Annotated in this window: 36 protein-coding genes; 4 read left to right on the top strand and 32 right to left on the bottom strand. The window is 38.8% G+C overall.

Translation table 11 applies throughout. From position 1 onward, the window contains the following. Positions 1-17 precede the first annotated feature (17 nt). From AC1Z3S_RS10115 to AC1Z3S_RS10025, 19 genes are all read right to left on the bottom strand, one after another. Positions 18-308, bottom strand: coding sequence for a hypothetical protein (locus tag AC1Z3S_RS10115; protein ID WP_461740276.1), 291 nt, complete (start codon positions 306-308; stop codon positions 18-20). A 31-nt stretch (positions 309-339) separates the two neighbouring features. After that, positions 340-894 (bottom strand): hypothetical protein, encoded by a 555-nt coding sequence (locus tag AC1Z3S_RS10110; RefSeq protein ID WP_461740275.1) that lies wholly within the window; start codon positions 892-894, stop codon positions 340-342. A 2-nt stretch (positions 895-896) separates the two neighbouring features. Then, on the bottom strand, positions 897-1,268 hold the full coding sequence (locus AC1Z3S_RS10105) for a hypothetical protein (RefSeq protein WP_461740274.1): 372 nt from the start codon (positions 1,266-1,268) through the stop codon (positions 897-899). Beyond that, positions 1,269-1,679, bottom strand: a complete 411-nt coding sequence (locus tag AC1Z3S_RS10100) for an HK97 gp10 family phage protein (RefSeq protein ID WP_461740273.1) — start codon at positions 1,677-1,679, stop codon at positions 1,269-1,271. Further along, positions 1,672-1,998, bottom strand: a complete 327-nt coding sequence (locus tag AC1Z3S_RS10095) for a hypothetical protein (protein WP_461740272.1) — start codon at positions 1,996-1,998, stop codon at positions 1,672-1,674. The genes AC1Z3S_RS10100 and AC1Z3S_RS10095 overlap by 8 nt, the downstream gene beginning before the upstream one ends. Then, on the bottom strand, positions 1,985-2,290 hold the full coding sequence (locus tag AC1Z3S_RS10090; RefSeq protein WP_461740271.1) for a phage head-tail connector protein: 306 nt from the start codon (positions 2,288-2,290) through the stop codon (positions 1,985-1,987). The genes AC1Z3S_RS10095 and AC1Z3S_RS10090 overlap by 14 nt, the downstream gene beginning before the upstream one ends. A 32-nt stretch (positions 2,291-2,322) precedes the next feature. Next, entirely contained in the window at positions 2,323-2,667 is a 345-nt protein-coding gene (locus AC1Z3S_RS10085) for a hypothetical protein (RefSeq protein WP_461740270.1), read from the bottom strand. Between the two features lie 18 nt (positions 2,668-2,685). After that, positions 2,686-3,579 carry a capsid protein gene (locus tag AC1Z3S_RS10080; RefSeq protein WP_461740269.1) on the bottom strand — a complete coding sequence of 298 codons (894 nt, stop codon included), beginning with the start codon at positions 3,577-3,579 and terminating at the stop codon, positions 2,686-2,688. A 2-nt stretch (positions 3,580-3,581) separates the two neighbouring features. Beyond that, entirely contained in the window at positions 3,582-4,136 is a 555-nt protein-coding gene (locus tag AC1Z3S_RS10075) for a capsid assembly scaffolding protein Gp46 family protein (protein ID WP_461740268.1), read from the bottom strand. Between the two features lie 119 nt (positions 4,137-4,255). Continuing rightward, positions 4,256-5,077 (bottom strand): minor capsid protein, encoded by an 822-nt coding sequence (locus AC1Z3S_RS10070; protein WP_461740267.1) that lies wholly within the window; start codon positions 5,075-5,077, stop codon positions 4,256-4,258. Next, positions 5,034-6,404, bottom strand: a complete 1,371-nt coding sequence (locus AC1Z3S_RS10065) for a phage portal protein (protein ID WP_461740266.1) — start codon at positions 6,402-6,404, stop codon at positions 5,034-5,036. The genes AC1Z3S_RS10070 and AC1Z3S_RS10065 overlap by 44 nt, the downstream gene beginning before the upstream one ends. A gap of 11 nt (positions 6,405-6,415) precedes the next feature. Next, on the bottom strand, positions 6,416-7,711 hold the full coding sequence (locus AC1Z3S_RS10060; RefSeq protein WP_461740265.1) for a hypothetical protein: 1,296 nt from the start codon (positions 7,709-7,711) through the stop codon (positions 6,416-6,418). Then, complete coding sequence (locus tag AC1Z3S_RS10055) at positions 7,704-8,168, bottom strand: helix-turn-helix domain-containing protein (protein ID WP_461740264.1); 465 nt, start codon at positions 8,166-8,168, stop codon at positions 7,704-7,706. Before AC1Z3S_RS10055 ends, AC1Z3S_RS10060 begins: the two co-directional genes overlap by 8 nt. Before the next feature lie 1,197 nt (positions 8,169-9,365). Further along, positions 9,366-9,944: a sigma factor-like helix-turn-helix DNA-binding protein gene (locus AC1Z3S_RS10050; RefSeq protein ID WP_461740263.1), complete on the bottom strand. Its 579-nt coding sequence runs from the start codon at positions 9,942-9,944 to the stop codon at positions 9,366-9,368. A gap of 89 nt (positions 9,945-10,033) precedes the next feature. Then, the gene (locus AC1Z3S_RS10045; protein WP_461740262.1) at positions 10,034-10,216 is read right to left on the bottom strand and encodes an XtrA/YqaO family protein; all 183 of its coding nucleotides are present in this window, start codon (positions 10,214-10,216) and stop codon (positions 10,034-10,036) included. Between the two features lie 176 nt (positions 10,217-10,392). After that, positions 10,393-10,590 carry a hypothetical protein gene (locus AC1Z3S_RS10040; RefSeq protein WP_461740261.1) on the bottom strand — a complete coding sequence of 66 codons (198 nt, stop codon included), beginning with the start codon at positions 10,588-10,590 and terminating at the stop codon, positions 10,393-10,395. Further along, a complete protein-coding gene (locus AC1Z3S_RS10035; RefSeq protein ID WP_461740260.1) occupies positions 10,587-10,754 on the bottom strand; it encodes a hypothetical protein in 168 nt (55 codons plus the stop codon). The genes AC1Z3S_RS10040 and AC1Z3S_RS10035 overlap by 4 nt, the downstream gene beginning before the upstream one ends. A gap of 329 nt (positions 10,755-11,083) precedes the next feature. Beyond that, entirely contained in the window at positions 11,084-11,362 is a 279-nt protein-coding gene (locus tag AC1Z3S_RS10030; protein WP_461740259.1) for a hypothetical protein, read from the bottom strand. A gap of 36 nt (positions 11,363-11,398) precedes the next feature. Next, positions 11,399-11,959 carry a DNA cytosine methyltransferase gene (locus tag AC1Z3S_RS10025; protein ID WP_461740258.1) on the bottom strand — a complete coding sequence of 187 codons (561 nt, stop codon included), beginning with the start codon at positions 11,957-11,959 and terminating at the stop codon, positions 11,399-11,401. A gap of 162 nt (positions 11,960-12,121) precedes the next feature. On the opposite strand from AC1Z3S_RS10025, the gene AC1Z3S_RS10020 reads away from it, so the two are divergent. Beyond that, a complete protein-coding gene (locus AC1Z3S_RS10020; RefSeq protein ID WP_461740257.1) occupies positions 12,122-12,448 on the top strand; it encodes an HNH endonuclease in 327 nt (108 codons plus the stop codon). A 90-nt stretch (positions 12,449-12,538) separates the two neighbouring features. Here the strand turns inward: AC1Z3S_RS10020 and AC1Z3S_RS10015 are convergent, their stop codons facing one another. The 11 genes from AC1Z3S_RS10015 to AC1Z3S_RS09965 form a co-directional block, all read right to left on the bottom strand. Beyond that, complete coding sequence (locus tag AC1Z3S_RS10015) at positions 12,539-12,961, bottom strand: hypothetical protein (RefSeq protein ID WP_461740256.1); 423 nt, start codon at positions 12,959-12,961, stop codon at positions 12,539-12,541. Positions 12,962-13,012: 51 nt separating this feature from the next. After that, on the bottom strand, positions 13,013-13,282 hold the full coding sequence (locus tag AC1Z3S_RS10010; RefSeq protein WP_461740255.1) for a hypothetical protein: 270 nt from the start codon (positions 13,280-13,282) through the stop codon (positions 13,013-13,015). Continuing rightward, positions 13,272-14,117 carry a DnaD domain-containing protein gene (locus tag AC1Z3S_RS10005; protein ID WP_461740254.1) on the bottom strand — a complete coding sequence of 282 codons (846 nt, stop codon included), beginning with the start codon at positions 14,115-14,117 and terminating at the stop codon, positions 13,272-13,274. Before AC1Z3S_RS10005 ends, AC1Z3S_RS10010 begins: the two co-directional genes overlap by 11 nt. 16 nt (positions 14,118-14,133) lie before the next feature. Continuing rightward, entirely contained in the window at positions 14,134-14,928 is a 795-nt protein-coding gene (locus AC1Z3S_RS10000; RefSeq protein WP_461740253.1) for a PD-(D/E)XK nuclease-like domain-containing protein, read from the bottom strand. Next, positions 14,900-15,811: an ACT domain-containing protein gene (locus AC1Z3S_RS09995; RefSeq protein ID WP_461740252.1), complete on the bottom strand. Its 912-nt coding sequence runs from the start codon at positions 15,809-15,811 to the stop codon at positions 14,900-14,902. Before AC1Z3S_RS09995 ends, AC1Z3S_RS10000 begins: the two co-directional genes overlap by 29 nt. Positions 15,812-15,828: 17 nt before the next feature. Then, a complete protein-coding gene (locus tag AC1Z3S_RS09990; RefSeq protein WP_461740251.1) occupies positions 15,829-16,158 on the bottom strand; it encodes a hypothetical protein in 330 nt (109 codons plus the stop codon). Positions 16,159-16,229: 71 nt separating this feature from the next. Next, positions 16,230-16,676: a hypothetical protein gene (locus AC1Z3S_RS09985; RefSeq protein ID WP_461740250.1), complete on the bottom strand. Its 447-nt coding sequence runs from the start codon at positions 16,674-16,676 to the stop codon at positions 16,230-16,232. 17 nt (positions 16,677-16,693) lie between these two features. After that, on the bottom strand, positions 16,694-16,918 hold the full coding sequence (locus AC1Z3S_RS09980) for a hypothetical protein (RefSeq protein ID WP_461740249.1): 225 nt from the start codon (positions 16,916-16,918) through the stop codon (positions 16,694-16,696). A gap of 54 nt (positions 16,919-16,972) precedes the next feature. Continuing rightward, the gene (locus AC1Z3S_RS09975) at positions 16,973-17,152 is read right to left on the bottom strand and encodes a hypothetical protein (protein WP_461740248.1); all 180 of its coding nucleotides are present in this window, start codon (positions 17,150-17,152) and stop codon (positions 16,973-16,975) included. Between the two features lie 13 nt (positions 17,153-17,165). Further along, positions 17,166-17,468 (bottom strand): hypothetical protein, encoded by a 303-nt coding sequence (locus tag AC1Z3S_RS09970; RefSeq protein ID WP_461740247.1) that lies wholly within the window; start codon positions 17,466-17,468, stop codon positions 17,166-17,168. Then, complete coding sequence (locus AC1Z3S_RS09965; protein ID WP_461740246.1) at positions 17,469-17,678, bottom strand: helix-turn-helix domain-containing protein; 210 nt, start codon at positions 17,676-17,678, stop codon at positions 17,469-17,471. A gap of 237 nt (positions 17,679-17,915) precedes the next feature. On the opposite strand from AC1Z3S_RS09965, the gene AC1Z3S_RS09960 reads away from it, so the two are divergent. The 3 genes from AC1Z3S_RS09960 (at position 17,916) to AC1Z3S_RS09950 (ending at position 19,986) form a co-directional block, all read left to right on the top strand. Beyond that, entirely contained in the window at positions 17,916-18,326 is a 411-nt protein-coding gene (locus tag AC1Z3S_RS09960; RefSeq protein WP_461740245.1) for a helix-turn-helix domain-containing protein, read from the top strand. Positions 18,327-18,385: 59 nt separating this feature from the next. Beyond that, positions 18,386-18,778, top strand: a complete 393-nt coding sequence (locus tag AC1Z3S_RS09955) for an ImmA/IrrE family metallo-endopeptidase (protein ID WP_483548162.1) — start codon at positions 18,386-18,388, stop codon at positions 18,776-18,778. Between the two features lie 68 nt (positions 18,779-18,846). Further along, a complete protein-coding gene (locus tag AC1Z3S_RS09950; protein ID WP_461740243.1) occupies positions 18,847-19,986 on the top strand; it encodes a tyrosine-type recombinase/integrase in 1,140 nt (379 codons plus the stop codon). Positions 19,987-20,080: 94 nt separating this feature from the next. Here the strand turns inward: AC1Z3S_RS09950 and groL are convergent, their stop codons facing one another. Together groL and groES are read right to left on the bottom strand one after the other, a co-directional pair. Further along, positions 20,081-21,709, bottom strand: a complete 1,629-nt coding sequence (groL, locus tag AC1Z3S_RS09945; RefSeq protein ID WP_265458345.1) for a chaperonin GroEL — start codon at positions 21,707-21,709, stop codon at positions 20,081-20,083. Between the two features lie 41 nt (positions 21,710-21,750). Beyond that, a complete protein-coding gene (gene groES, locus AC1Z3S_RS09940; RefSeq protein WP_461740242.1) occupies positions 21,751-22,035 on the bottom strand; it encodes a co-chaperone GroES in 285 nt (94 codons plus the stop codon). Positions 22,036-22,192: the final 157 nt, after the last annotated feature.

The following is a 22,192-nucleotide window of genomic DNA, read 5'->3' as shown; positions in this document are numbered from 1 at the left end:
TTGAGGAACAGATAACATTAGTTTGGGTGCTGGTCCACCTCTTGAGCTAGGCCTAAAGCAGCCATCAAAATAGCCGTCAATTGAGAAGCATTTAATTCTGATACCTCTTCAGCAGTAAACTTTCGGCCCTCTTTATTATGCTGAATCCACTCTAAAACAAGCTCCTCTGCCTTCTCAACTGTGTTCTCCGCACGGTTGACCTTGTTTACAAAACGTACAGATGGTTGCTCTAAATGAAGCGGTTGACCGTCCACCCAAATAAAATCTATGGTCTTTTCAGTCAAGCTTTGTAAGTCAATTACTGGCATTGCAATTCCTCCTCATAACAAAAGCAAGGGCCTAAGCCCCTGCTACAATTTCCGTTTCAATTTCAGCTAAGAAGTTTTTCAGGTATTCAATTGCCGATAACTCAGCATCGATCACTGTTTCTTGACCGCTTTGAAAAGACATGGTAAATCCGTTTGTCGCATTGGCAATCATCGTAAGGCGAATCTTTTTCCCATCATCTTTCGTGTGGACAAATCGAACTAACACGTTTTTCAGTGGATTATTTTCGCCAAACGTGATTTTAGAGACCCCTTTAGTTGCATCTTCTAAAATCGTTGCATTCGTTAATAGACCAATTTTTGTTGGACTGAATGTCAAAATGCCTGATTTGAATGTACATTCCGTTTTGGTGATTTTCCGTTTTACAGTTTTTCCATACGAGTTTTCCACATCGTAAATGCTTGGTGTATAGGTAAACTGAGCACCACCAGAAGTATGCCCCACATTATTTTCATCTGTTTCTATGGTGGCATGTTCTGGAACTGCTGTACCTGTAAATTCAGTAAGGTAAAGTTCCCCCGCACCTAAAATGACATCATTGGGGCTTAATTGTTTTTCTCCTGCCATGCTTATGCACGCTCCTTTGTTTTTAAAATAAAAAATGCAGTAAGTTCCCACATTTGCAAATCATCTCGAAATAGAAAACCGCCTCCCGACAGACTGCCGGTGAAACTAATAGACGGTAAGACGACTGCTTGATTCGTTTTTTCTGTTGAGAAAATAGCACAAAGTTTTCTCTTGTATGCCTCAGCCTCATCGTAGTCACTATGGATGATTCGAAGTTCAAGTGCATCCTGGCCGACTACTCCACCTGAAGATGTGCTGATAATATATACGACAGACAACTGATCAATTTTTGTTGTGAAAGCCGGATAAATTCTACCGGTTAGTTCCGGATAATTGGCTTCAATGTGTTCTTTCACTTGATACCCTTGTAGCACTTACCCACCTCCAAGAAGTTGGGCTATGGTTCCTTGTTCAGCCTCAACTGCGTTTTTAAGATACGGATTTGGCTTTGAGCCTTTCGTAAACACAACATCGCCGGTTTTCGGGTCTTTGTACACCCATGGAGTTTTCCGGCCGTTACCATCAACTGCGTAGATTCCTGTTCCTTGATGATGATACGGTGCGTACTCAAGACTGTTTCCCACGGCTCCGACGACCTCATCTCCTCTAATCTCAACACCTAAAGGGCGAGTGTCTGCTCGTAAAGCTCCAGTTTGAACCCCGACGTTTGACTTCGCTGTATCAGCTACAACATCTAAAGCGATATCCATATTCCGAACCAACAGGTCTTGAATTTCCTGGACTGCAGCATCGACACTTGATTCAAAATCACCTGTGTCAGTCATTTGCCAGCACCTCCAAAAACAATTGAGCCAAGCGGCCTTCATTGTTCACACCTTTAATTGCCAGCTTTAACCTGTCGTTTCTAAGCTGATAACAAGCAGCTACAAGCGTTTTGTTCGCAGTTAAGCCTAAATAGTCGTACTGCTTGATTCGTGCGCCAGAGCTTGCGAACGTGAGCTGATTTTGGGCGCTTTGATCGTAAAGGCTAACTAGGATTGGCTCGTTTAACTTCACCCAGTTCTCTTTGACAGAACCAGAGGGCAATTGTATCGGCTGATTTTCCCACAGCTCAAATCGTTTCCGTTTCCTACTCGGATTCATTCTCATCACCCCACGAACCAATGCGGCTGTTAGCATGAACAACTGCTTGTAGACCAGCTGGCAATCCGTCAAGATAACTTGTAGACACTCCAGAATATCCCTCCGAAGAAAGTCCTTCTGTGCCTAATCGATTGACTTTAATGACAACAGAACTAACTACGACACGCTCTAGCGAAGAATTTAACTTTGCTTGATTTGTTACGGCTAAAACCTCAGACTCTGCATCATCAAGCAAATCGGCTAACAAGGTGTCATTCACCGATACTTCTGAATCTTCGAGGCGTGTCTTCACACGTTCCAACATTGATTGTGCCATAATGTCACCTACTCCGCTTTGGCTTTTTTGCCTTTAGCTTTAGGCTTTTCGGCAGGTTCAGCCGCTGGGTCTGGCTTAATTCCTTCACCATCGTATTCAACGCCTAATTCCGCTGGAAATTCTTCTGCATCTTTTAAATCATCAGCAACTCCTGCAGCTTCTAATTCTTCGGGTAATTTTTTATCACTTACCTCAGCGATCAAAATTTCCTTAATGGCGTTATTTTTCGTGGTTAATTCCGCAAGGCGACCTTCGGATGGTTTCCCTTCGTAAAAATCTCCTTTGCGGTAAATCCGCTGCTTGTCATCTTGTAAGTCTTTAAAGTCATGCAATACTTGGTATTTTTTTGTCATGGTATTTCCCTCCTAAAATTAAGCGCCCGTTACTGGATCAGAATACGATACATAGATAGCTGGGCGTGCTTTTTCCAGCACAATCAAATCATAGTAATTGGTGCCCTTAATGGTGTCGCGATTGCCGTCACGGTCTTGCGAAGCTGGAACTAACGTGACATTGTTGTATTTTTCAATTGGTGCTGCAACACGTAACGGAACCAAGATAAAATTAATATGTTTGGTGGCATCCACTTGTAGCCGTTCTTTTGCGACTTTTAAGATTGGAATGTCATTATCCAATTGCGCCACTTTACGATTAATACCCGAAATATTCACTTCGTTTGTGGTAAAAGTCTTAGACACTTTCTCATTGTTTTTTAGTGCTTTATAATAAGCGCTCGAAGCAAACATGACAAAGGGTCCTACTACTTCAGCATCCGTCATATATTCTTCTGCATTGTCAAAAACAGTCAAAGAGTTGGCGACGGTGACATCTTCTTTCACTGTTTTCCCTTGGTAACCATCTGTAGAGGCTGCCGCAAATGCTTGTTCCAATAAACGTTCCACTGCCGTCCGGTCTTTCTCAGGCGTGGCAATTAGGCGTGTATGTTCTTCCAATACCGTGCTAGGGTCATACGAACCATTTTCTTCTTGGTCTAGCGCGTCTAAGTCATAGGCCATCCACCGCTCTTTTTCCAATTTGACGGTTTCTTTTGTCACATCAATCTTGTTACGAGCGTTGTTTTCATTTCGCTTATAATCAGCAGCAGTGAAACCCTTCATTTTATTGACACGAACTTCTTTTGCACCAACAAAGTCTGCAGGTGTAATATCCGCAGCTCCTTCTTTTAGTACTTCCCAGACTTGCGAATCTGCTGCGAAGTCTTTGTCTAACTGAGCTAAATCTTTACTGTCTAAAATAACTCCCATTTTTATTCACTCTCTTTCACTTTTTGATAGTTTTGACGTGCCCGGTCTCGCCATGATTTGCCTTCTGATTGAGATTCTTTAGGCTTGGGCGGTGTTTTATCTTTCATGACCTCACTTACAATAGAGTCACGATAAGATTTCATTACTTGTTGAAACTCATTGAACTTCTCTTGAGCCTGATCGTCTTTGGTGTCATAGACAAATTTGGCAAATGATTCCGGCAACTTCGCTTCACTAAGCATCTGGCGGGATTTATCAATCGCATCACGTTGCGTTACTGTTTTTTCCAGTTCTTCCAACTTAGCGATACGTTCTTTTTCTTTATCCTCAGCAGAAAGCTTAGCTACTCTGTCTTTTTCTTCTTGCTCAGACTGCCAGCGAGCGAAACGTTCATTGATGATTCGATCCATATCTGAATCAGAATATTTCTTATCATCAGGTTTTGGGTCTTCCTGATTAGGTGGCTTTTCCTCATCGAGTTTTGGATCAGCAGGTGGTGTTGGATCCTCAGCAAAAAATTGTAAGTGCATCGGCATAAAAAATAGTTTCTTCTTCATGTTTTGTTTCTCCTCCCATACCTTTTAGCGAGAATACATGCCTGCTCGTTCCCATAGCTTTTTATGTCATCAATGCTTAGACAAAATAAAAAACCCAGGTTGTTCTAGGCTTTTACTTCTTAATTTCGAAGCTTATCAAGTGCTTCTTTGCTACGTTTCAACTCATTTGCGGCATTATCAATTGCTTCTTGACTGATAACTGGTACCAATGTACACCTACAATTAGGATGAGCTGGAATGTCGGGCAAATTATCAATATCATATTCTTTCCCATTACGATGTTCACAAATGTCAGATGTGCGGTCATCCATTTTCGCTACCCATCGAAGTTTAGAATAACCCTTGGCTTTGTACGACTCTATCTGCCCTTGATTTAATGCGTGCATATATTCCGTTCGAACCAGACGTTGCGTTTGGCTACGGCCTACTTGTAAACGTGCATCCATCAAATTGGCCACCCGATAAATGGACTTTCCTTGTACAACACCGCTCGTTAATTCGGATTTCATACTTGCAATGAGCTGGGCTTTATTGCGCCAAATACGATTGGAGAAATTATCTCCAGACCAAGGTCGTTTTATCAGCTCATCAATCGTACGCTTATTTAAGGCTCCTGTATGCAAAACGGAATCTACGGTTTGACTACCAATTGTTAAGCCTTGCTTGATAGCAGCTGTCATATAGAGTTGTTCTTTCTTTCCAATGGAGAGAATAGAAGCTTCAATTTGCTTCTCAATTTTTTGTAGATGGTTATACAGATAAAAATCCGAAATAAGCGGCTCGGGTTTATTTATCTTTGTATACGCTACAAAAAGTTCAGCTTCAACTTCTTTCTTTGCCTCATCATAAAAACGAAGCCATCGACGTGTGGCTTCTTCATTTTCGTTATACGCTTGATTAAGTGGATTCTGGAGTCTTGCTTGCCAGTACGTTAATTTCATCTTCATTCACCTCAATTACTGGAGCTGGCGTAAATCCGTTTGCGCCTATACGTCGCTGTTCCTTTTCGATAGTGTCTAGTTCAACTTGAACATCTGGCACAATATCTTCTCCAAGTTGCGTAAGCATCGTGGCCTGAGAGGTAATCCCTTTTAACTGTTGGACAAACTGAGCGATTTCTTGCGAGTTCTGTGGAAGATTCGCCTTAAAAGTAATCCCAATTTCTAAAGGGTCGAAAGTATTTCCATGAGCATTTAAAAAAGACTGAATCATATTCAGCCTAGTTAGAAGTGCTTTGCGCATCCATTTAATTTTTTCTAACCTGAGTTGCTCCAGAGCCAATAACTTGTAACGAATGGCGACACCTGATGCATTGCTTGCAAATTGTTCGTCTGACATATCTGGAATAAAGGAAAGCTTGTGAATATCAGAATCCAAACGGTTCTTAATATTTTCTGAGTACCCATCATTGACGTTTTTAATCAGCCAACTAATATCTCCATCTGCCCCAACTTTAAATCCTCCTGCGGCTTTTGCGTCGTCAAAATCTTTCTTTGTAGTAGCAGATAGATTTTTAAACACCATCATAGCGTCCGTATTATCTGTTAAGTCATTCACGCTATTGGACACTGATAGGTTATAAGCATCTACTTGCGAGATAACAGGTTCAAAGTCTCCAATACACCAGCGATTATTTTTAATCTGGATAATAGGACAGCCACCCATTTTGTGAGGTGTTTCCTCTTCGTCCACTTCAAAAGAACCAACAGCGATTTCAGGTTTATTCCGATTGAATGCGCTATCAGCACGAATATAGGAATATACCTTTCGTGACGTTTTGTCGTAACAGCTCATGGTGACCTTTACCTTGTTCCCGGCTAGGTCATCTTCATCAAACACAACGGCATCCGTCACCGTCTCACGTAGCTTTCCATCTGTAATTACCATCACAGTCTGCGGGTCGAGTGCTTCAAAACAATAGTTGCCATTTTCGTCAAGCCACTCGATTTCATAAGCTTCACCAAAGATGGATAAGAATAGCAATAAATCACTATTTACCGATGACTCGCTATTGTAATCAAAAATGGACTTAAGTTCTTCACATTCTTCTAGTTTGGAATAATTCACATTCCCGGTATATCCTGTAGCGATAGTGGAAATATACCGAGGATAGCCATGCACGACCTTCGCATCTTTTTTCCCTTTGCGATTTTTTCGATTGATAATGTCATGCTTTCCCTCGTAATACCGCATGAGTCTTTTGAGTCGTGGCCGTCGGTTCATAATGTGCCCTTCGTATAAGTTCCGGGCTTGTTCAAATGTCAGCATTGGTTCAACTCCTATCTAAATCCTAATTCAGCAATATTTATGGCTTCAATTTTGCCTTGTTTTACCGTTTGACGAATCAACGAAGCTAGGCTATCCGGTGCATCATCATGATCCGCATTTTCCGTGTAGTCTAATATTTCATTAATGTAATCCATATCAGTGCCATCTATAAAAATAATCCTCGACCAATTAGACCGAAGATAGGTTGATATTTTGATGTATTTATTTTCTTTTTCATGGTAAGGATTAACTGGAATATGCAGGTCTTCTACTTTTTTTGCCACATAGCCTTTATCGCCGTTGGTTTCAATGTGCATGGTTCCTGCCCGAAAGTTTTTATGATGAGCATAAATCATAGGTAAACAATCGTCTACGTGTTTATTCCAACGTTTTCCAAACACAAACAAACTATTTTCTCTTTCTTTCAGAATAGTAAAAGCTGTTCCGTCTTCACCGCCATATGCAGGGTCAATGTGGGCAACTCCGTCAAATATTTGTTCTGTCAGTTGACCATCATCGATAACTGGACTTGCAAACATAGAATCTTCATCAGCTATGTGTTTCAATTCATAGTTTGCGGCGAAAAGCGAGGGCGTCATAGTCGCCCTCAATGCTTTCAACTGCTCTTTTGTAATTAGACCAGTCTGATAACAATCAAACCGTTTTACATTCGGCATCATAGAGATTGCGTCTTCTTTATGCCAAGGTGTACCAGTGTTGATGAACCGGCCACCACGATTTTTAACATTTTGCAACTCCTGATACTGTAGTTTAGTCCGTTCACGCTCGGCTTTACTTACTCGGTCATTTACATTCACAATGTCATCAGTCACCACTTTTACAGAGTGTTTACCAGTTATAGACGTTGTAATCCCTAGCCCAACCAATTGGGAAACACCTTTAACATCCGTATGTAAATTAGTATCAATTTCACTTCCTGTATCCTTAATCAGTAACAGGTCGACATTGTAGATGCTTTGAGCTAATAATTTCATCATTGGTGTCTGGAGTATTTTGCTGACTTGTTTGATAATTTCTGTAACTGCAGTATCTGTTTTTCTAAAGAAAAGAATATTTTCAAATGGCTCAATGACAATCATAATAGCTAATGCGATTGCCAGTGTGGTTGTCTTATATGAACCACGATGAGCTAATAGCGTCTGGTCTTCTTCTGCATATAAAAAGGACTTTAACCACTCATTATGCAAGTCGGTTAAGTCCTCAAAGCCAGCTTCTAACCCAAAGATTATCGGCTCGTTATTTAGCATGTCAGCTATTTCATCTAAAGTAAGCAGTTCATTAGCCATCTCGCTCACGCCTCTGTTTCATCCGGTCACGCAGGCTTTCAGCAGCCCCAGTGATATCGACATTGCCAGAGTGTTCAATTTCCTGTTTATCCCGCCACTCTTTTGATTTGCGATTCTTCAGCCAGAATATTTGAGCAGTAGTGTCTGGGACTTGCTGTTTAGTAACTATCTTAGTAATTCGAAGGCCGTCATCAGTTAACTCTTGAGTAGTTTCTTGATATTCATAGCCCAATGCTCTTTTTAGTAAAGCATTCTCAACTTGGCGATCGATTACTTCTTTACCTCTCTTTAAGGACTCCGAAATCTCCGAATATCTTTTTTTCCATTCATAAAGAGTAGAGGGAACAATTCCGATGTTCTCCGCAATTTGTTCGTCGGTGAGGCCATCACGTGCCCAGCCTTCAAGTTTTAATAACCCTTCATCGGTCAACCACCCTTCATATTTGCCTTTTGCCATGACCTCACCACCTTTCCAAAATAAAACAGCCACGAGGACTGCTAATTAATCGGCCAACGAAAATGTAGGTTTCTGGCCATAATAAAAAGACCGCCGAAGCGATCTATATGTAATGTCCCCGCTTGCCACATCATCGAGAGGTGTGCGGGTTCTATCCAATTTAAAGCACGATAAAGATCGAACGACCTCGGGCCATTGCCTTTAACATGCTAATAGCAACCTACACGGCTTATAACGCCTACCTTCACAAAGTGATCAACTTCGCTACCTAAATGTCCCGCTTTCCTCGGTTGCATAACGTGAGCGTCCGGAATCGAACCGGAATCTGAATTGTTTTCGGTGCACATCCTTATGGCAATTCTCCGTCTGCACGGTGCATTATCCATTATGCTACACTCACTAATGTCGCTGGCAAGGAATCGAACCTTGCACGATATAAGATAGGCGTGTGACGACGCCTCGTTTTACTTCCTGCTGAATCTATGGGAACTCATTCCATCCACCGTATCTCCGTCATAGAGGTAACGCACATTTGTGCCTGAAATATCAGGGAGAGTTTCTCGCTATCTCGTTCAGCCTACCCGTTACGCGGTCTCACCGAGACGGATCTCTTATATCTGATTAGCTTTACCCTTTCCGCCACAGCGACAACATACTGTCCTAGGTTAGCCCCTAGGCTTAGCAAACTCATTGAACTGTAGTTGTTTTTCATAATAAACCTACAGACCGCTAACAAAGCCTGCGTAAGGCAACCTGTCGTATGTCTAACAAGTCTATCAAGCATTATCGCCCTTGACTGGCTATGTAATGGAGATAGCTTAGATTAAAGACATTAAATGTTCTTGGACTATCTCCGACAGACTGTTTCCGCAGACTGTTTTGTTTTTTATAGTAACCAAAGTCGCTGATACGATTTCCGGCTACTGTAATCAGTTATCAGTCGCACTAACAGAATCTTTAACCGGTGTATAGTGTTGAGCTGTCGTGGCTGATAACTAATTTATGTACGTGAAACATTCATTTAATCAACACAGCCCGCAAGTCATTACGGGCTGAATTGTATTTCACATCGAAGCGAACTTTACGAGAAAGGAGACTTCCTCCCTTCAAATTTTAAGTTAAGCATCTACAGTGAAACTCTCCTTATATATAGGTTGCTGCCGTATGACAAAAACAGCGATTTTCGAGCGATTTCCGCTAAAATAGGCTAGTTTGCACACCAATCTTAAGATTTTCTTTAACTTTAGCTTCTCCACGCTTCAAATACTGTTGAACTGCTGCCTTAGAAACTTTCAAGTAGATAGCTGTTTGCGTATAAGAATTACCTTGGCCTTTAATTGAAAGATAGACTTCCTTTTCTCGAGGTGTTAACCGAGCTAGATAGTCATTTACTTTTGCCAATTCCTCTTTAGACAATTGGTTATATTGATACTTGAATTGGTTCATAAAAATTAACGCTTGGTCCACATCATAAACTGAAACTGTTCTTTTTTCATAAGGTAATTTACTTTCCCCGGAGTAGCTTTTCGGTTCGTGTCCCGTCTTCAGCCACTTTATAGAAAACTCACTACTTGAGATAATTGAACTAATCTGAGAAGCACGAAGCTCGTAATCTTGATAGTCACTTTCAAAATCAGCTGCAAGTTCCCATTCTTGATTCTCCTCGCATTCAGTTACTAGCTTAAGATAAATATCCCGCCTCGCTTTTAGGTGCTTCAAAATGGCTTTCAGCGGTTTCAAATCGTTTATGTATTCATTGGCTAATTCTTGGTCCATGTTTGTTACCCCCTTTAGAAAAGTAAAAAGCGGACACAAATCAACAGATAAGTCTGTCAATCCGTGTCCGCCAGTCGTCTGGTAGGACTTTATTGAAATAATGTTTCCTTTTCTTCTTTCACTCGTTTCACTTTATTATCTTTGCAGACGATGTTCACTGTTCCAAAATCAGGTAACTCAGCTACTTTCATTTGTCCGTTTGAAATAATTACTACAGCATTCTTACCTTCAAACTTTTCAAGTTCAGAAGGTTCAATATTTTTTAACTCCATTAGCGCCCTCCGTGGTATAATAAATTGACTGATTTATAATGCCGAGCGAGAGCTTGGCTTTTTTGTTACTTGTGCTATAATTTTGTTTGCGTGGATCACTTCAAGTCATAAAGGGATTTCTGATTTTAGGTTCGAATTACACCACGCTCTAACGTCTCTTTGGAGGCGTTTTTTTGTTACTCCCAATCGTTTTTCATATCCGACCACACCAATACTGTTTCACTCGAAACATCAATCAGTATCTTTTTACCAGTATGTCTGTCAGTCGCTGTAAATTGACCATCAGCGTGTTTATCAAATTCTTTTAACCCTTTATAGCCAAATCTCCTAGCGATTGCTCTAACGTGTTTATATGGGATATTTTTGTCAGTCATTTGTTCCGCTCCTTAATTTTATTTGCTGTATCTTTGAACTTCTCCACAGCATTTTCCAAATATGGCTCTAAATCATTTTGCATAATATTAAAAATCGATTCATCCAAAAAATCTAGTGCTGCAGCTAATGCTAACCATTCTACTGCTGTTAATTCGTTTTTCATTCATATCATCCTCTCTTAGTCTGTAAATGGGGTGGTTAATCTACTATGGTCTTGAACTTAAATAGTTCAGCATTAAAGACCTTCTTAAATTTTTTTATAGAATAAAAAAAGAAAACTCTTGCTATATAGTATACTTGAAAACATTTCGGCAATTATCTAATCGCAAGATTAGTAAATTAGCAGATTTTCATCTAGGGTATAAACATATTTAGTCAATATTGAATCGATTGATGATACCACCTCAACCTGGTTTTCCTATACGACTCAATTTGTCTATATATGACTTAGTCACCCATTCTTGGGTGGCTTTTTATATTCAAAAGCGTGAGTTAGTCTACTAACTCATAAGTGGCTGCGAAGATGTCAGGCTTGCAAGGATATATCTCACCTTGAACACCTCTGATAATAAAATCACCTGGAACAGCATAAATTGGACCTTCTAAAGTATTGATAGTTAATTTTCCAGGTATATCAAAAAATTCAATGCTTTTATCATCATAAATTGCTTTCTTTAGCCAGTCAGGGCGGTCATTAAAATTCTTTTTTTTTCCGTTAAACCCCATGAATTTTACTGCTTCAATAACAACAGGTTTTTTTCTATATTTCATTTAAAATACTCCTTTCTCAGTAGGTAAAACCTTCCTTTAGCCGACTCCCCATTGGTTCGCCATTGCAGCCGCTATTCCAGGGAATGTCCTACTTCGCTCTTTCCAGCGATCTTTACCTGGAGCCATTCTGTGAATCCTAGCTTCTCGGCCATCAACGATGTTTTCGGGTTGTAGTGGAGACAATCCTTTGAGCCAAAGGCAAGTCGCTTTTGTTTCCCCATGCCCAAACTGCCAAGGTTGGATAATCTGGTCTGGCTTTCTAATCTTGCTAGAAATTACTGATATAGGATTTTCAATAGCAATCTTTTCAACAGGCAACTCCATCAACCACCTTACAAAATCTAATGCTTCAGCTTGTTCTTGCTGCTTATCCTTAAACCATCTAGCACCACTCACGGCTAGATGAGTACAAGGCGGATGACAAATTGCCAAATCAAATTGCTTGAAGTAATCCGATCCTAAATCTTTAACATCTGCTGTTACATGCGGCCCTGGTCGCTCCGTTTCTAGAAGGTCAAAAGATACAGCCTCATGACCTACATCAATAAAGGAATCTCTCACAATTCCTGAGAACTCACATATTACTGCTACTTTCATATTTTCCTCCTTGAGTGGGCTAAACCCCACGTTAATATAGTACTTATATGTTTTTTTCTTCCTTCGTTAGCAATGCATCAATTTTTATGCGATAATTAAGTGAAATTTTAAGATCGGTAAATATGATTCTCGACATTATTTTTTTAATTGAAAGGGACTTTTATGAGGACTAAATGGAAAAAATATATAAGTAAAACTGGTACAATGTATTCTGTTAGCAACAAAGGAAAGATTCGTAAAGAAAACGATCGTGATTTAAAATCTAAGGGCGAAAACAAAAAGGGTTATGTTTACATAACTATGGGTAGTGAAAAAATGTTTGTTCATCGATTAGTAGCAGAACTATTCTGTAAAGGAAAAGACACAATCGATGAATATGGCGAAATTAGAAATCAAGTTGATCATATTGATTTTCAAAGACAAAATAATCGATCCTCAAATTTAAGATGGATGTCTGAATATGAAAATTCTCGAAGAAAAAAACACTGAATCCCTCAGTCCACTAAAGCCACAGTTTATCTACTCAATACTTTCGAACAGAATCGCATACTCATCTATTTCTAGCTTTTCAGCAATCTTCTATATTTTTTCAAGAGAGATATTCTGCTCGTGGTTTTGCGCACCTTTTGCAATACTTCCAACTAGGTTCGACCAGTTAATTTCTTTGTTCTGTCTGTGCCAATCTACATTTTCCCAAAACAGCTTAATGATTGAGTCACCGCTATATTTCTTCGGATTATCGCTAGGCATTCCGACTTCGAATAACATGTCGTAATCGCCGATATCTAAAATTCTTGCTATTTTTTCGATTCGTTCTAGAGTCGTATTCAGATATATCTCTTTGGATACATCTATATGCTGCCCTTGTATCAACGATTGCCACGATAATCCATTCACTGTTTTGTAATACTCTATGTTTTTCCAAAAAATCAGTTTAATGTTGTGGCTCGCTGACCCTAGACTTTTTTGACTTTTCCCCTCAATACGTTGTTTTGTAATCATATCTTCACATACCCCATTTCAATCAAAAATCCTTCTTTCTTCTCCAGCTTGTTAATCAGCATTCCTTTTCAACTTAGCAGCTTTCAGGGCTTCAAAATCAGATAAAATGCCCTCTAGATACGCTCTAGGATTGGCGCATTTTTCCCACATTTTTTCCAAAACAAATTCTTCACCCTTCTTTTCGGCCGCCTCCATGTAGTAAAGCCAAGAAAATCCCTTAAGATATTTATCTGGATTCTCAGTGAGAATGTTAGCTTTCAAGTCGTCAATTGGGCCTTGCAATCTGGATTGAATTGGTTCTTTCGTAAAGTTAGCTATCATAGTCATTAGCTCCAGCTCCGTTAGCAGCTTGACGCTCTCTGAGAATTCTGTTGGCTTCGTCATCACTCAGCATCTTCCTTTCTGGCGGCTTGCTTAGTTCTTTTGGTTCTACACGGCGTTTACCTCTAAAATTGCTTTTTTGATATCCGCCTTCCAAATGTTTCTGAACTTTTTCTACGGAGTCTAGCTTCTTATCCTCCCAAGATTTCAAAACCTTGTTCAAGTAGTTATAGCTCCTAGCTCTGTTTTTTAGCATTTCATCGATTGCCAAAATGACTAAAGCATCATTTCCGTTGAAATCTTCTACCCACATTGCAATACTTTCGAGAATGGTCGGTGCTTCTGCTGGGTTAACTTGGTTCAGCCAATAACTAACCGCTGTAGTATGATCTACACTAGAAGAAGAAGCATCTATTTGTTTAGTATTGTATTGTATTGTATTGTCTATTAATGTGTTCGGACTGTTAACCGTAGTGCTGTTCGGCCTGTTAACCGCCGTGTTAACCGTAGTGTTGTTCGGAGTGCCGTTCAATATGGTTATCACAAACTCATTTGTTAGCTCAGGTAGACAATATTTTGGTGCCCGATTTGAGCCTCTGTTTTTATAAATGACAATGCCTTTATCGACTAACTGTTTTCGCGCTCGTTGCATTCCGCTTTGAGAAAGCCCGGACAGACCTTGCAATTCAGAAGCTGTTACAGTAAAGAACTCTGACCAATAAAGAGAGTTGTTCTTTTGCAATAAGCTAAGATACAACATTCTTGATTGTGTTGTGAGTTCAAGACTCGCAGCGATTCTGAAAAAAGTGTTTGTCTCATTTATTAGGTTTTTCAAATTAGAGCGCTCCTTTCTACCTATTTAGTAAATCTTCTATCTCAATAAATCCCCTGAGTTGTTTATGACCTCGACAATACTCACATTTACCACACATCGTAGGCTTTTCTTCCCCATATTTCACCGATAATATTCGAGGTAACTCTTTTTCTAAAAGTGCTAGTTCAAATTCGAAGCGCGCCGGATGGATTTCTATTCCAGCTATATCAGGAGGTGATTCCTTAGTTACTGCAAAGATATAAGGCGTTACTTCTTTGTCGTATACTTGTTCCAACAAAGCCTTATACACGCCCATTTGCAAGACATAGCCGTATTCTTCTACGAACGAAACGTAGGATCTGTACTTTGTAGACCAATAACGTTGAGAAAGGCTTCGTGTCGTTTTCAAATCAACAAAATAACCTTTTGCTTCATTAAAACAATCAATACGAGCTTTCCAATCAGTGCCTAAAAATGAATCAGTCAGAATAAGCTCTTTTTGTCCTTGATACACAAAGTTAAAGAAATTATCATATTCGAGCGCTTCAATCATATCCGTTGCTTGAATAAATTCAGCCCGTTCACTTCCGTCTCTTTTTAAAATAGAATTACGATTCTCGCTGATAAATTCCTCGTGAGCTTCGTTTGATTCAAAATATGAATGAACATAATTTCCGACTAATAAAACTATGGGATTCGAAGTGGGTTGCCACTCTTCCTTTAGTTTTGCTAAAGCGGCGGCTTCGCACTTTTGAAAGTCTTTGAATTGACTGACTGACATGTACTGCCAGTCAGCTTCGTTACTATAGTAATTCTGTTTGTTTAGTTTCATCTGGCTCATCTACTTTCGACTTGACAGTTTTACTTCCAGCGGGCTTTTCCTCTTTTTTTGAGGCACTCTCAAATTCTTTTTCTAAGTCGTTAGATTCTGGCTGTTTCTTTGAAGAAGGTTCTTTGAAGAAATCAGCCACTTTACCTACCCCGTCTTTCAAACTGTTGTAAATGTTTCCCATTTCAATAATATTGCGCTCGGTAAACGAATCATATTTCCTTCCAAATCGTTCTTCTAGCATTTCTTGATTTACGTCAAAGTTTTCGAACAGTTGAAGGATTTTTGCTAATCGGTCTTGTAAAGGCTCGTTATTCTGATTATTCAAAGTCTTATCCGCTTCCTCTAACGCTTTTTCAAAGATGTCGGCTGGGATAACTTCCATAATTGCAGCTCTTAAACGTCTGGCCCCATAGTTAGCTACTAACTCATAAATATCTCGTGGATCGGTCACTTTATTAATTCTGTTTCCTTTTTTTCTGGTATGAGATACTTTGAAAGTTTTTTCAACGAACACGTTTGTTTCCAAATCCCACGCATAAGCTTGCGCTAATGATTCGCCTGGAGTCTGTTCCAATTCTCGAACGCCGTAAGTCATATTTCCCCAATTCTGAGCCACAATCTCAGCTAATCTAATAGAAGGGCCCGTTATTGTCATACCTCCACGTGGATAAGAATAGGCTGCTTGTTTCGCTGCTGTTGGACGTTTCATTGCATCAACAATGCGATTCATAGCTTGGAATTGATTCCGTGGGTACTGCTTCGCCATAAATATCTGGCCTTTTACACGTTCCATTTCTTTGCTAGATTCGCTAGAGGCAACTACGGAAGGTGCTATATTTTCTGATTGTTGCATTGCAAATTCATTTGCTAAATTATTTGTCATTTCAATTCCTCCATTTTCTATAACCCGTATTCTTTCAATCTTGCTTGGACAAACTCCTTGCCATATCCAATAAAGACAATATGAGTTAAGTCGCTTGCGCCGTAATTGTCTATGGCATCCATTAGGTCATAATCCGTGACCGTCACAGTGAAATCTTTATCAAATAGTTTTGAGAATGTTAATTCAAATACTCCTGACCTTTCTTCGATGAGAACATTAAAATCATCATGTGTTGCTTTATGATATAGATTATTTTGTATATCATTATTAAACTCGGAAATTTCATCTTCTTTAGGAGGTAGCTGCCTAGCTCCTAAAGAGTCAAATTCTGAAACGGGATAATGCATTGCAAAATCTCCCTTCTGCTGTTAAACTAAAATCAAATATTATTTCTTTTGGACACGATTTTGCTTGCTGGCTATCGTGTCTTTTTTTCTTCTTGCATCATTTTCAATCTGCGCTCATAAGATGCTAAAAACCAATCTCGTAATTCAACATAATGCTGTCTAGCTAAATCATATTCATTTCTAGTCAAGTCGCTATTCAACGTCTTGCCAAAAACATTGACTGCTAATTTTTTGATAGAATTATGAATCTCAGAATTATAGACTTTCGTGTAAGATGTCCCCCATCCATGCGGAAAGCTGATATTCGTTAAGATGCTTTTTTGATCACTCTCATCCAGTACATTAGTCACTTCGTATTTGCTATTAATCAGCTCTATTTCTCTATTATCAATACGAACATCGTTAAATAAGTTCTTAGCTGTCAAGGCATCCGACTTGCTTTCTAACGCTTCTTTAACCGCTGATTTTACAATCTGCTGTAACTGACTATCTGTTAAGCTGTGTATTTTTTCACTCATCAACAACCATTCCTTTCTTAATATGTTTGGCCATATTCCCATTCCAATAAAACATCATCGTCAATTAGTTTCACCTCTACGCCAGCATCCATCAGTTCATCCTCAAAGTCTGCGTCAAAACCAATTGCCGGGATTTTTATATGATGCTTTCTTTCAGCAGCGGCTTTCAAAATCAATCCTCGTATTTCTTCCTGATAACCTTCTTTCATAGTGCCTTGGATTAATTCATTCGTTAAAATCATTTATTAAAACTCCCTTCTTCTAACACAATCTGCTTGTACATTTTGAGCCATTCTCTATAAGCTTTTAGCATCTTTGCCCTCCGTGTCCTCAATGTCATAGGAAATCCACAAAATGCTTGCTAAAGCAGCTAACAGGGCAAGAATTACTCCAATAATCTGTAGTTTGAGAAATTGGCCTAGTGATAATCCAGATAAGATTAAAATCATAAATAGTGCTAGTTGCCGTTTTTCCATCCTTTCGTCCTCCTTATGTTGATTTTAAAAACTCGGTAGGACTGATTTTCTTCGACCTGTAGTTAACTGCATCTTTCCACATTAGATACCAAATGAAAATCTGGATATTAACCCAGGTAATGCTGTGAGAAGGTCTAAGCACACCTTGTTGAAATTCCTCATGTTCATCCATTTCTTTGAGGTAACCATTTAAGGTGCTTTTTTTCAGATTGTGAAATCGCAAATGCAAATCTACAGCACGATACCAATCTTCGGGATGAACCTCTCTCTCCATCTGCTCAATCAATTCTTTTAACGAGGGCTGCTTGATTGTCATTTACTTCACCTCGCTTTTAGATTCAAGTAACTTATCAATTGGAACTTCAAGATAATCAGCAACTTTTTTTAGACTTGATAAATTAGGATAATTTTTATCCCATCGATAGATTGCGTTTTCTCCGACGCCTGATTCTCTACCAATTTGTTTAACAGTCATTTCCTTTCCTTTTCCAATTCTTTTGATATTCTCTACAACTGAAACACCCATTAGCTACACCTCCAATCTTTTTTGATAATCCCCATTGACAAAGCTACCAAATGTGATACCATAAGTATAAAGAAATAAGCATATTAATCCGCCAAGATTTAATACTGCATTTTAGTTAAGTATTATTTTGCTTTTTTCTTAATTCCTGAATTGAGTATACTATCTAATTTGGTAGATGTCAACCGAAAACGGTACTTTTTATTTAGCATGCTCTTTTCTTTTTGAAAGGTGATAACAATGACCACTTTAGAAAGAATCAAATCGTTAGCAAAACAAAGAGATATCACTATTAAGGAACTAGCTTTTCAAATTGGCATTGGAGAAAATTCCATTTATAGATGGGATAAGACTAGTCCACAGTCCGATAAACTTCAAAAAGTGGCCGATTTCTTTGATGTATCTACTGATTACCTATTAGGCCGCACCAATACTAAGTATTATGAACTTTCCGACAAAGAAAAAAACGATATCGCTATTCAGGCGGAAAAGTTGATTGATGGACTCGAAAATGGGGAAAATCAGAATTACTATGGCGAGCCTGCTACCGAAGAACAAAGAGACCGCCTTTTGATAGCGATTCGAACCGCTATGGAAATGAATAAAGAGGAGGCAAAGAAAAAATTCACCCGAAAAGATTATCGAGGTTAATTTCGCTAGGAAGGGAGGCGTTGCTGATGTGAAGCTATTTAGATTACGAGTTTGAAAAGATAATTACAAAATACAGGTCGAATGATCCGTACGATTTAATAAAAGAAGCTCATGTAAAATTGCTATATGCTGATTTGGACGATGAGACTGGCGGATGTACTCAATCAAATAATCGTTGCCATACTATAATCGTGAACATCAACTGGCCAGAATGGTACCAACGTTTTGTTATCCTTCACGAATTTAGTCATCTTATGTTGCATAAAGGCACTAGCACCCCTTTTTTTCGAAGATTAGGTTTGAACACTCTTATATCAAAGATGGAATATGAAGCTAACGCGTTAGCAATGAAACTCCTTATTTCAATGCAAGAAGAAGATTTGGCAGGATTAACTAAATATCAAATTACTGACTATTTAGGACTCCCGCAAGAACTTTCTCAATTCATCTAGCCTAAATCGAAAGGTCTTATTATTTTTTAGAAAAATTAGAACATACGTTCTTTTGGAGGTGCATTATATTGTGGATTGAAGAACTAACAAATGGAAAATTTAAATTTTACGAACGATATAAAGAACCATATTCTGAAAAAACTAGAAAAGTTAGCGTAACATTGAGTTCAAATTCAAGCCGTGCGAAAAACCAAGCTATTAAAATTCTAAACGAAAAAATTAACGAAAAACTGACGACTAAGAATACTTCGGACGTGACTTTTGGCGAGTTATATTTAGAATGGTTTGCCTATTACAAACAGCACGTTAAGAGAACAAGCTGGACAAAAGTTCCTAAAATGATGAAACATATTAATTCGATTATACCCGCAGATGTATTAGTCAGAAATATTGATGAGAATTTAGTACAACAAATTGTCGAAAATATGTATACGTTTGGTTCTTTATCTTTAAACTATACAAAACAAACCAAGACGACTTTGTCTGTAATGTTGAATTACGCTCATGAGAAGAAGTATGTTGACTATAATCCCGCCTTAATAGTAAAAATCCACCCGAAGAAATCGGAGGAAGACAAAAAAAGAAAACAAATGGAGCAAAAATATCTGGAGAAAGAAGAGGTAGATTTAATACTAAAGAAATTATATTCATCTCAAAAGAGAAAAATTCATGGATTGATTTCTGAATTTTTGTATTTAACTGGGTTAAGATTTGGAGAGCTTCAGGCTCTTCAAGTTAGAGACTATAATAATAATCAAATTCATGTCAACGGAACACTGGATTACACATATACAACTATGAAAGAAGCAGTGAAAACACCGCCTAAGAATTCATCATCAAATCGCATTGTTGATCTGTCTGATAGGGCTCAAGAAATTATAGACCTAGTTATAGCAGATGACATTTTCAAATTCGGGAAATGCTCTCCAAATGATTATATTTTTATCTCTAATAGGGGAACCCCATTATCTTTACATTCATATAATGCAGTTTTGCATCGCCTGCAAGAAGAAATTGAGTTTCCTAAAAATTTAACTTCTCATATCTTTAGACATTCGCATGTATCATTATTATCAGAATTAAATATTCCTCTAAAAGCCATTATGGAAAGAGTAGGTCACTCTGACGCGAATACTACTTTATCAATATATAATCATGTAACAAAAAAAGCGAAACAGCAGGTCGTTGACAAGTTGAACGCTTTATAGTTTTGAATTTTTTTGCCCCTCGATTGCCCCTTTTCAGTTAATATAAAGATAAAACAAAAAAAGAACCTTGATTTAACAAGGTTCTTAATCTTTATTACATCATTCCTCCCATGCCCATTGATGGATCCATTGCAGGAGCCGCAGGAGCAGCTGGTTCTGGTTTATCAGCAACAACTGCTTCAGTGGTTAACAATAATGCAGCAACAGACGCGGCATTTTGTAAGGCTGAACGAGTTACTTTAGTTGGGTCAACAATCCCAGCGTCTAGCATGTTCACCCATTCGCCAGTCGCAGCGTTGAAACCAACGCCTAATTCAGCGCTTTTTAGTTTGTCGATAATCACTGAGCCTTCATAGCCAGCATTTTCAGCGATTTGACGAACTGGTTCTTCCAATGCACGTAATACAATTTTAACACCAGTTGCTTCGTCGCCTTCAGCAGCTACAGCCGCTACTTTATCAATAACGTTGACTAAAGCAGTTCCCCCACCGGAAACCATACCTTCTTCAACTGCTGCCCGCGTCGCATTCAAAGCATCTTCAATGCGTAATTTCAATTCTTTTAATTCAGTTTCAGTTGGCGCCCCAACTTTGATAACTGCTACACCGCCAGCTAATTTAGCTAAGCGTTCTTGTAATTTTTCCCGATCGAAATCAGAAGTTGTATCGGCAATTTGGTTTTTAATTAATTGCACACGAGCATCAATCGCCGCTTTTTCGCCGCCGCCTTCAACAACAGTAGTGTTGTCTTTATCAACAACCACTTTGCTGGCAACACCAAGATTTTCGATAGTAGCATCTTTTAATTCTAAACCTAAATCTTCAGTGATTACAGTACCGCCAGTTAATACAGCAATATCTTCTAACATTGCTTTACGGCGATCGCCAAAGCCAGGAGCTTTAACAGCGACAACATTGAAAGTTCCACGGATTTTGTTCAATACCAAAGTAGGTAAAGCTTCGCCGTCCACGTCATCAGCAATGATTAATAATGGTTTAGATTGTTGTAAAATTTGTTCTAACAATGGCAAGATATCTTGGATGTTAGAGATTTTTTTATCCGTGATTAAAATGTAAGGATTGTCTAGGACTGCTTCCATTTTATCATTGTCAGTTACCATGTATTGTGATAAGTAGCCGCGGTCAAATTGCATACCTTCCACAACATCTAATTCAGTTTCAATCCCTTTAGATTCTTCAATGGTGATAACACCGTCGTTACCAACTTTTTCCATAGCGTCAGCAATGTATTGGCCAACTTGTTCTGAACCAGAAGAAACAGAACCAACTTGAGCAATCGCTTCTTTTGAATCCACGATAGAAGAAATGCTGTGTAATTCTTCAACAGCAGCTTTAGTTGCCAATTCAATCCCACGGCGAATACCTAGAGGGTTCGCTCCAGCTGTAACGTTTTTCAAGCCTTCGTGAACGATAGCTTGCGTTAACAAAGTTGCTGTTGTTGTACCATCACCAGCGATATCGTTGGTTTTTGAAGCAACTTCAGAAACTAATTTAGCTCCCATGTTTTCAAAGTGATCTTCTAATTCGATTTCTTTAGCAATGGTCACACCATCATTGGTAATTAAAGGAGAACCGTAAGATTTTTCTAAAACAACGTTCCGTCCTTTTGGTCCTAATGTTACTTTTACTGTATCTGCTAATTTATCTACCCCGCGGAGCATTGCAGCACGAGCATCTTCAGCAAATTTAATTTCTTTAGCCATGATTAATTTCACCTCATAAATTTTTTAGTTCAATCTGTTTTTTATTCAACAATTGCGATGATGTCTTTACCAGACACAATCAAATATTCCGTACCTTCAAATTTCACTTCTGTACCGGCATACTTTTCAAACATCACAGTATCGCCAACTTTTACAGAGGCAGGAACTTTTTCGCCATTGTCTAATAAGCGGCCTTCACCAACAGCAATGACTGATCCAGTTTGAGGTTTTTCCTTCGCTGCAGAAGCGAGAACAATTCCCCCAACAGTTTTTTCTTCTTCACTTGCGACTTGAATAATGACGCGATCGCCTAAAGGTTTTAACACGATAAATCCCTCCATCAAAAATTAGTTTTTAGCACTCTTAACTATCGAGTGCTAACTCACAATTCATATGATACTCATTTCTTTAAAACTTTGCAAGTTTTTCGTTCGTTTTTTTAAGAAAATTTTTAAGCTCCAACTTTTAGCGCGGACTATGCTA

The sequence above is a fragment of the Enterococcus sp. LJL90 genome, assembly GCF_056924355.1.
This window is presented reverse-complemented; position numbering and strand designations above follow the sequence as displayed.

What these genes read in the sequence shown, in the direction of transcription:
- AC1Z3S_RS10070 (WP_461740267.1), bottom strand. Translation starts at nt 5,077, where the DNA reads ATGAAATTAACGTACTGGCAAGCAAGACTCCAGAATCCACTTAATCAA.
- AC1Z3S_RS10075 (WP_461740268.1), bottom strand. Translation starts at nt 4,136, where the DNA reads ATGAAGAAGAAACTATTTTTTATGCCGATGCACTTACAATTTTTTGCT.
- AC1Z3S_RS10100 (WP_461740273.1), bottom strand. Translation starts at nt 1,679, where the DNA reads ATGACTGACACAGGTGATTTTGAATCAAGTGTCGATGCTGCAGTCCAG.
- AC1Z3S_RS09980 (WP_461740249.1), bottom strand. Translation starts at nt 16,918, where the DNA reads ATGATTTTAACGAATGAATTAATCCAAGGCACTATGAAAGAAGGTTAT.
- AC1Z3S_RS10010 (WP_461740255.1), bottom strand. Translation starts at nt 13,282, where the DNA reads ATGATAGCTAACTTTACGAAAGAACCAATTCAATCCAGATTGCAAGGC.
- AC1Z3S_RS10020 (WP_461740257.1), top strand. Translation starts at nt 12,122, where the DNA reads ATGAGGACTAAATGGAAAAAATATATAAGTAAAACTGGTACAATGTAT.
- AC1Z3S_RS09975 (WP_461740248.1), bottom strand. Translation starts at nt 17,152, where the DNA reads ATGGAAAAACGGCAACTAGCACTATTTATGATTTTAATCTTATCTGGA.
- AC1Z3S_RS10055 (WP_461740264.1), bottom strand. Translation starts at nt 8,168, where the DNA reads ATGGCAAAAGGCAAATATGAAGGGTGGTTGACCGATGAAGGGTTATTA.
- AC1Z3S_RS09985 (WP_461740250.1), bottom strand. Translation starts at nt 16,676, where the DNA reads ATGAGTGAAAAAATACACAGCTTAACAGATAGTCAGTTACAGCAGATT.
- AC1Z3S_RS10045 (WP_461740262.1), bottom strand. Translation starts at nt 10,216, where the DNA reads ATGGAGTTAAAAAATATTGAACCTTCTGAACTTGAAAAGTTTGAAGGT.
- AC1Z3S_RS10000 (WP_461740253.1), bottom strand. Translation starts at nt 14,928, where the DNA reads ATGAAACTAAACAAACAGAATTACTATAGTAACGAAGCTGACTGGCAG.
- AC1Z3S_RS10085 (WP_461740270.1), bottom strand. Translation starts at nt 2,667, where the DNA reads ATGACAAAAAAATACCAAGTATTGCATGACTTTAAAGACTTACAAGAT.
- groL (WP_265458345.1), bottom strand. Translation starts at nt 21,709, where the DNA reads ATGGCTAAAGAAATTAAATTTGCTGAAGATGCTCGTGCTGCAATGCTC.
- AC1Z3S_RS10065 (WP_461740266.1), bottom strand. Translation starts at nt 6,404, where the DNA reads ATGCTGACATTTGAACAAGCCCGGAACTTATACGAAGGGCACATTATG.
- AC1Z3S_RS10060 (WP_461740265.1), bottom strand. Translation starts at nt 7,711, where the DNA reads ATGGCTAATGAACTGCTTACTTTAGATGAAATAGCTGACATGCTAAAT.
- AC1Z3S_RS10050 (WP_461740263.1), bottom strand. Translation starts at nt 9,944, where the DNA reads ATGGACCAAGAATTAGCCAATGAATACATAAACGATTTGAAACCGCTG.
- AC1Z3S_RS10115 (WP_461740276.1), bottom strand. Translation starts at nt 308, where the DNA reads ATGCCAGTAATTGACTTACAAAGCTTGACTGAAAAGACCATAGATTTT.
- AC1Z3S_RS09970 (WP_461740247.1), bottom strand. Translation starts at nt 17,468, where the DNA reads ATGACAATCAAGCAGCCCTCGTTAAAAGAATTGATTGAGCAGATGGAG.
- AC1Z3S_RS09990 (WP_461740251.1), bottom strand. Translation starts at nt 16,158, where the DNA reads ATGCATTATCCCGTTTCAGAATTTGACTCTTTAGGAGCTAGGCAGCTA.
- AC1Z3S_RS10030 (WP_461740259.1), bottom strand. Translation starts at nt 11,362, where the DNA reads ATGAAATATAGAAAAAAACCTGTTGTTATTGAAGCAGTAAAATTCATG.
- AC1Z3S_RS10080 (WP_461740269.1), bottom strand. Translation starts at nt 3,579, where the DNA reads ATGGGAGTTATTTTAGACAGTAAAGATTTAGCTCAGTTAGACAAAGAC.
- AC1Z3S_RS09995 (WP_461740252.1), bottom strand. Translation starts at nt 15,811, where the DNA reads ATGACAAATAATTTAGCAAATGAATTTGCAATGCAACAATCAGAAAAT.
- AC1Z3S_RS10095 (WP_461740272.1), bottom strand. Translation starts at nt 1,998, where the DNA reads ATGAATCCGAGTAGGAAACGGAAACGATTTGAGCTGTGGGAAAATCAG.
- AC1Z3S_RS09960 (WP_461740245.1), top strand. Translation starts at nt 17,916, where the DNA reads ATGACCACTTTAGAAAGAATCAAATCGTTAGCAAAACAAAGAGATATC.
- AC1Z3S_RS10015 (WP_461740256.1), bottom strand. Translation starts at nt 12,961, where the DNA reads ATGATTACAAAACAACGTATTGAGGGGAAAAGTCAAAAAAGTCTAGGG.
- AC1Z3S_RS10035 (WP_461740260.1), bottom strand. Translation starts at nt 10,754, where the DNA reads ATGAAAAACGAATTAACAGCAGTAGAATGGTTAGCATTAGCTGCAGCA.
- AC1Z3S_RS10110 (WP_461740275.1), bottom strand. Translation starts at nt 894, where the DNA reads ATGGCAGGAGAAAAACAATTAAGCCCCAATGATGTCATTTTAGGTGCG.
- AC1Z3S_RS09965 (WP_461740246.1), bottom strand. Translation starts at nt 17,678, where the DNA reads ATGGGTGTTTCAGTTGTAGAGAATATCAAAAGAATTGGAAAAGGAAAG.
- AC1Z3S_RS10025 (WP_461740258.1), bottom strand. Translation starts at nt 11,959, where the DNA reads ATGAAAGTAGCAGTAATATGTGAGTTCTCAGGAATTGTGAGAGATTCC.
- AC1Z3S_RS10040 (WP_461740261.1), bottom strand. Translation starts at nt 10,590, where the DNA reads ATGACTGACAAAAATATCCCATATAAACACGTTAGAGCAATCGCTAGG.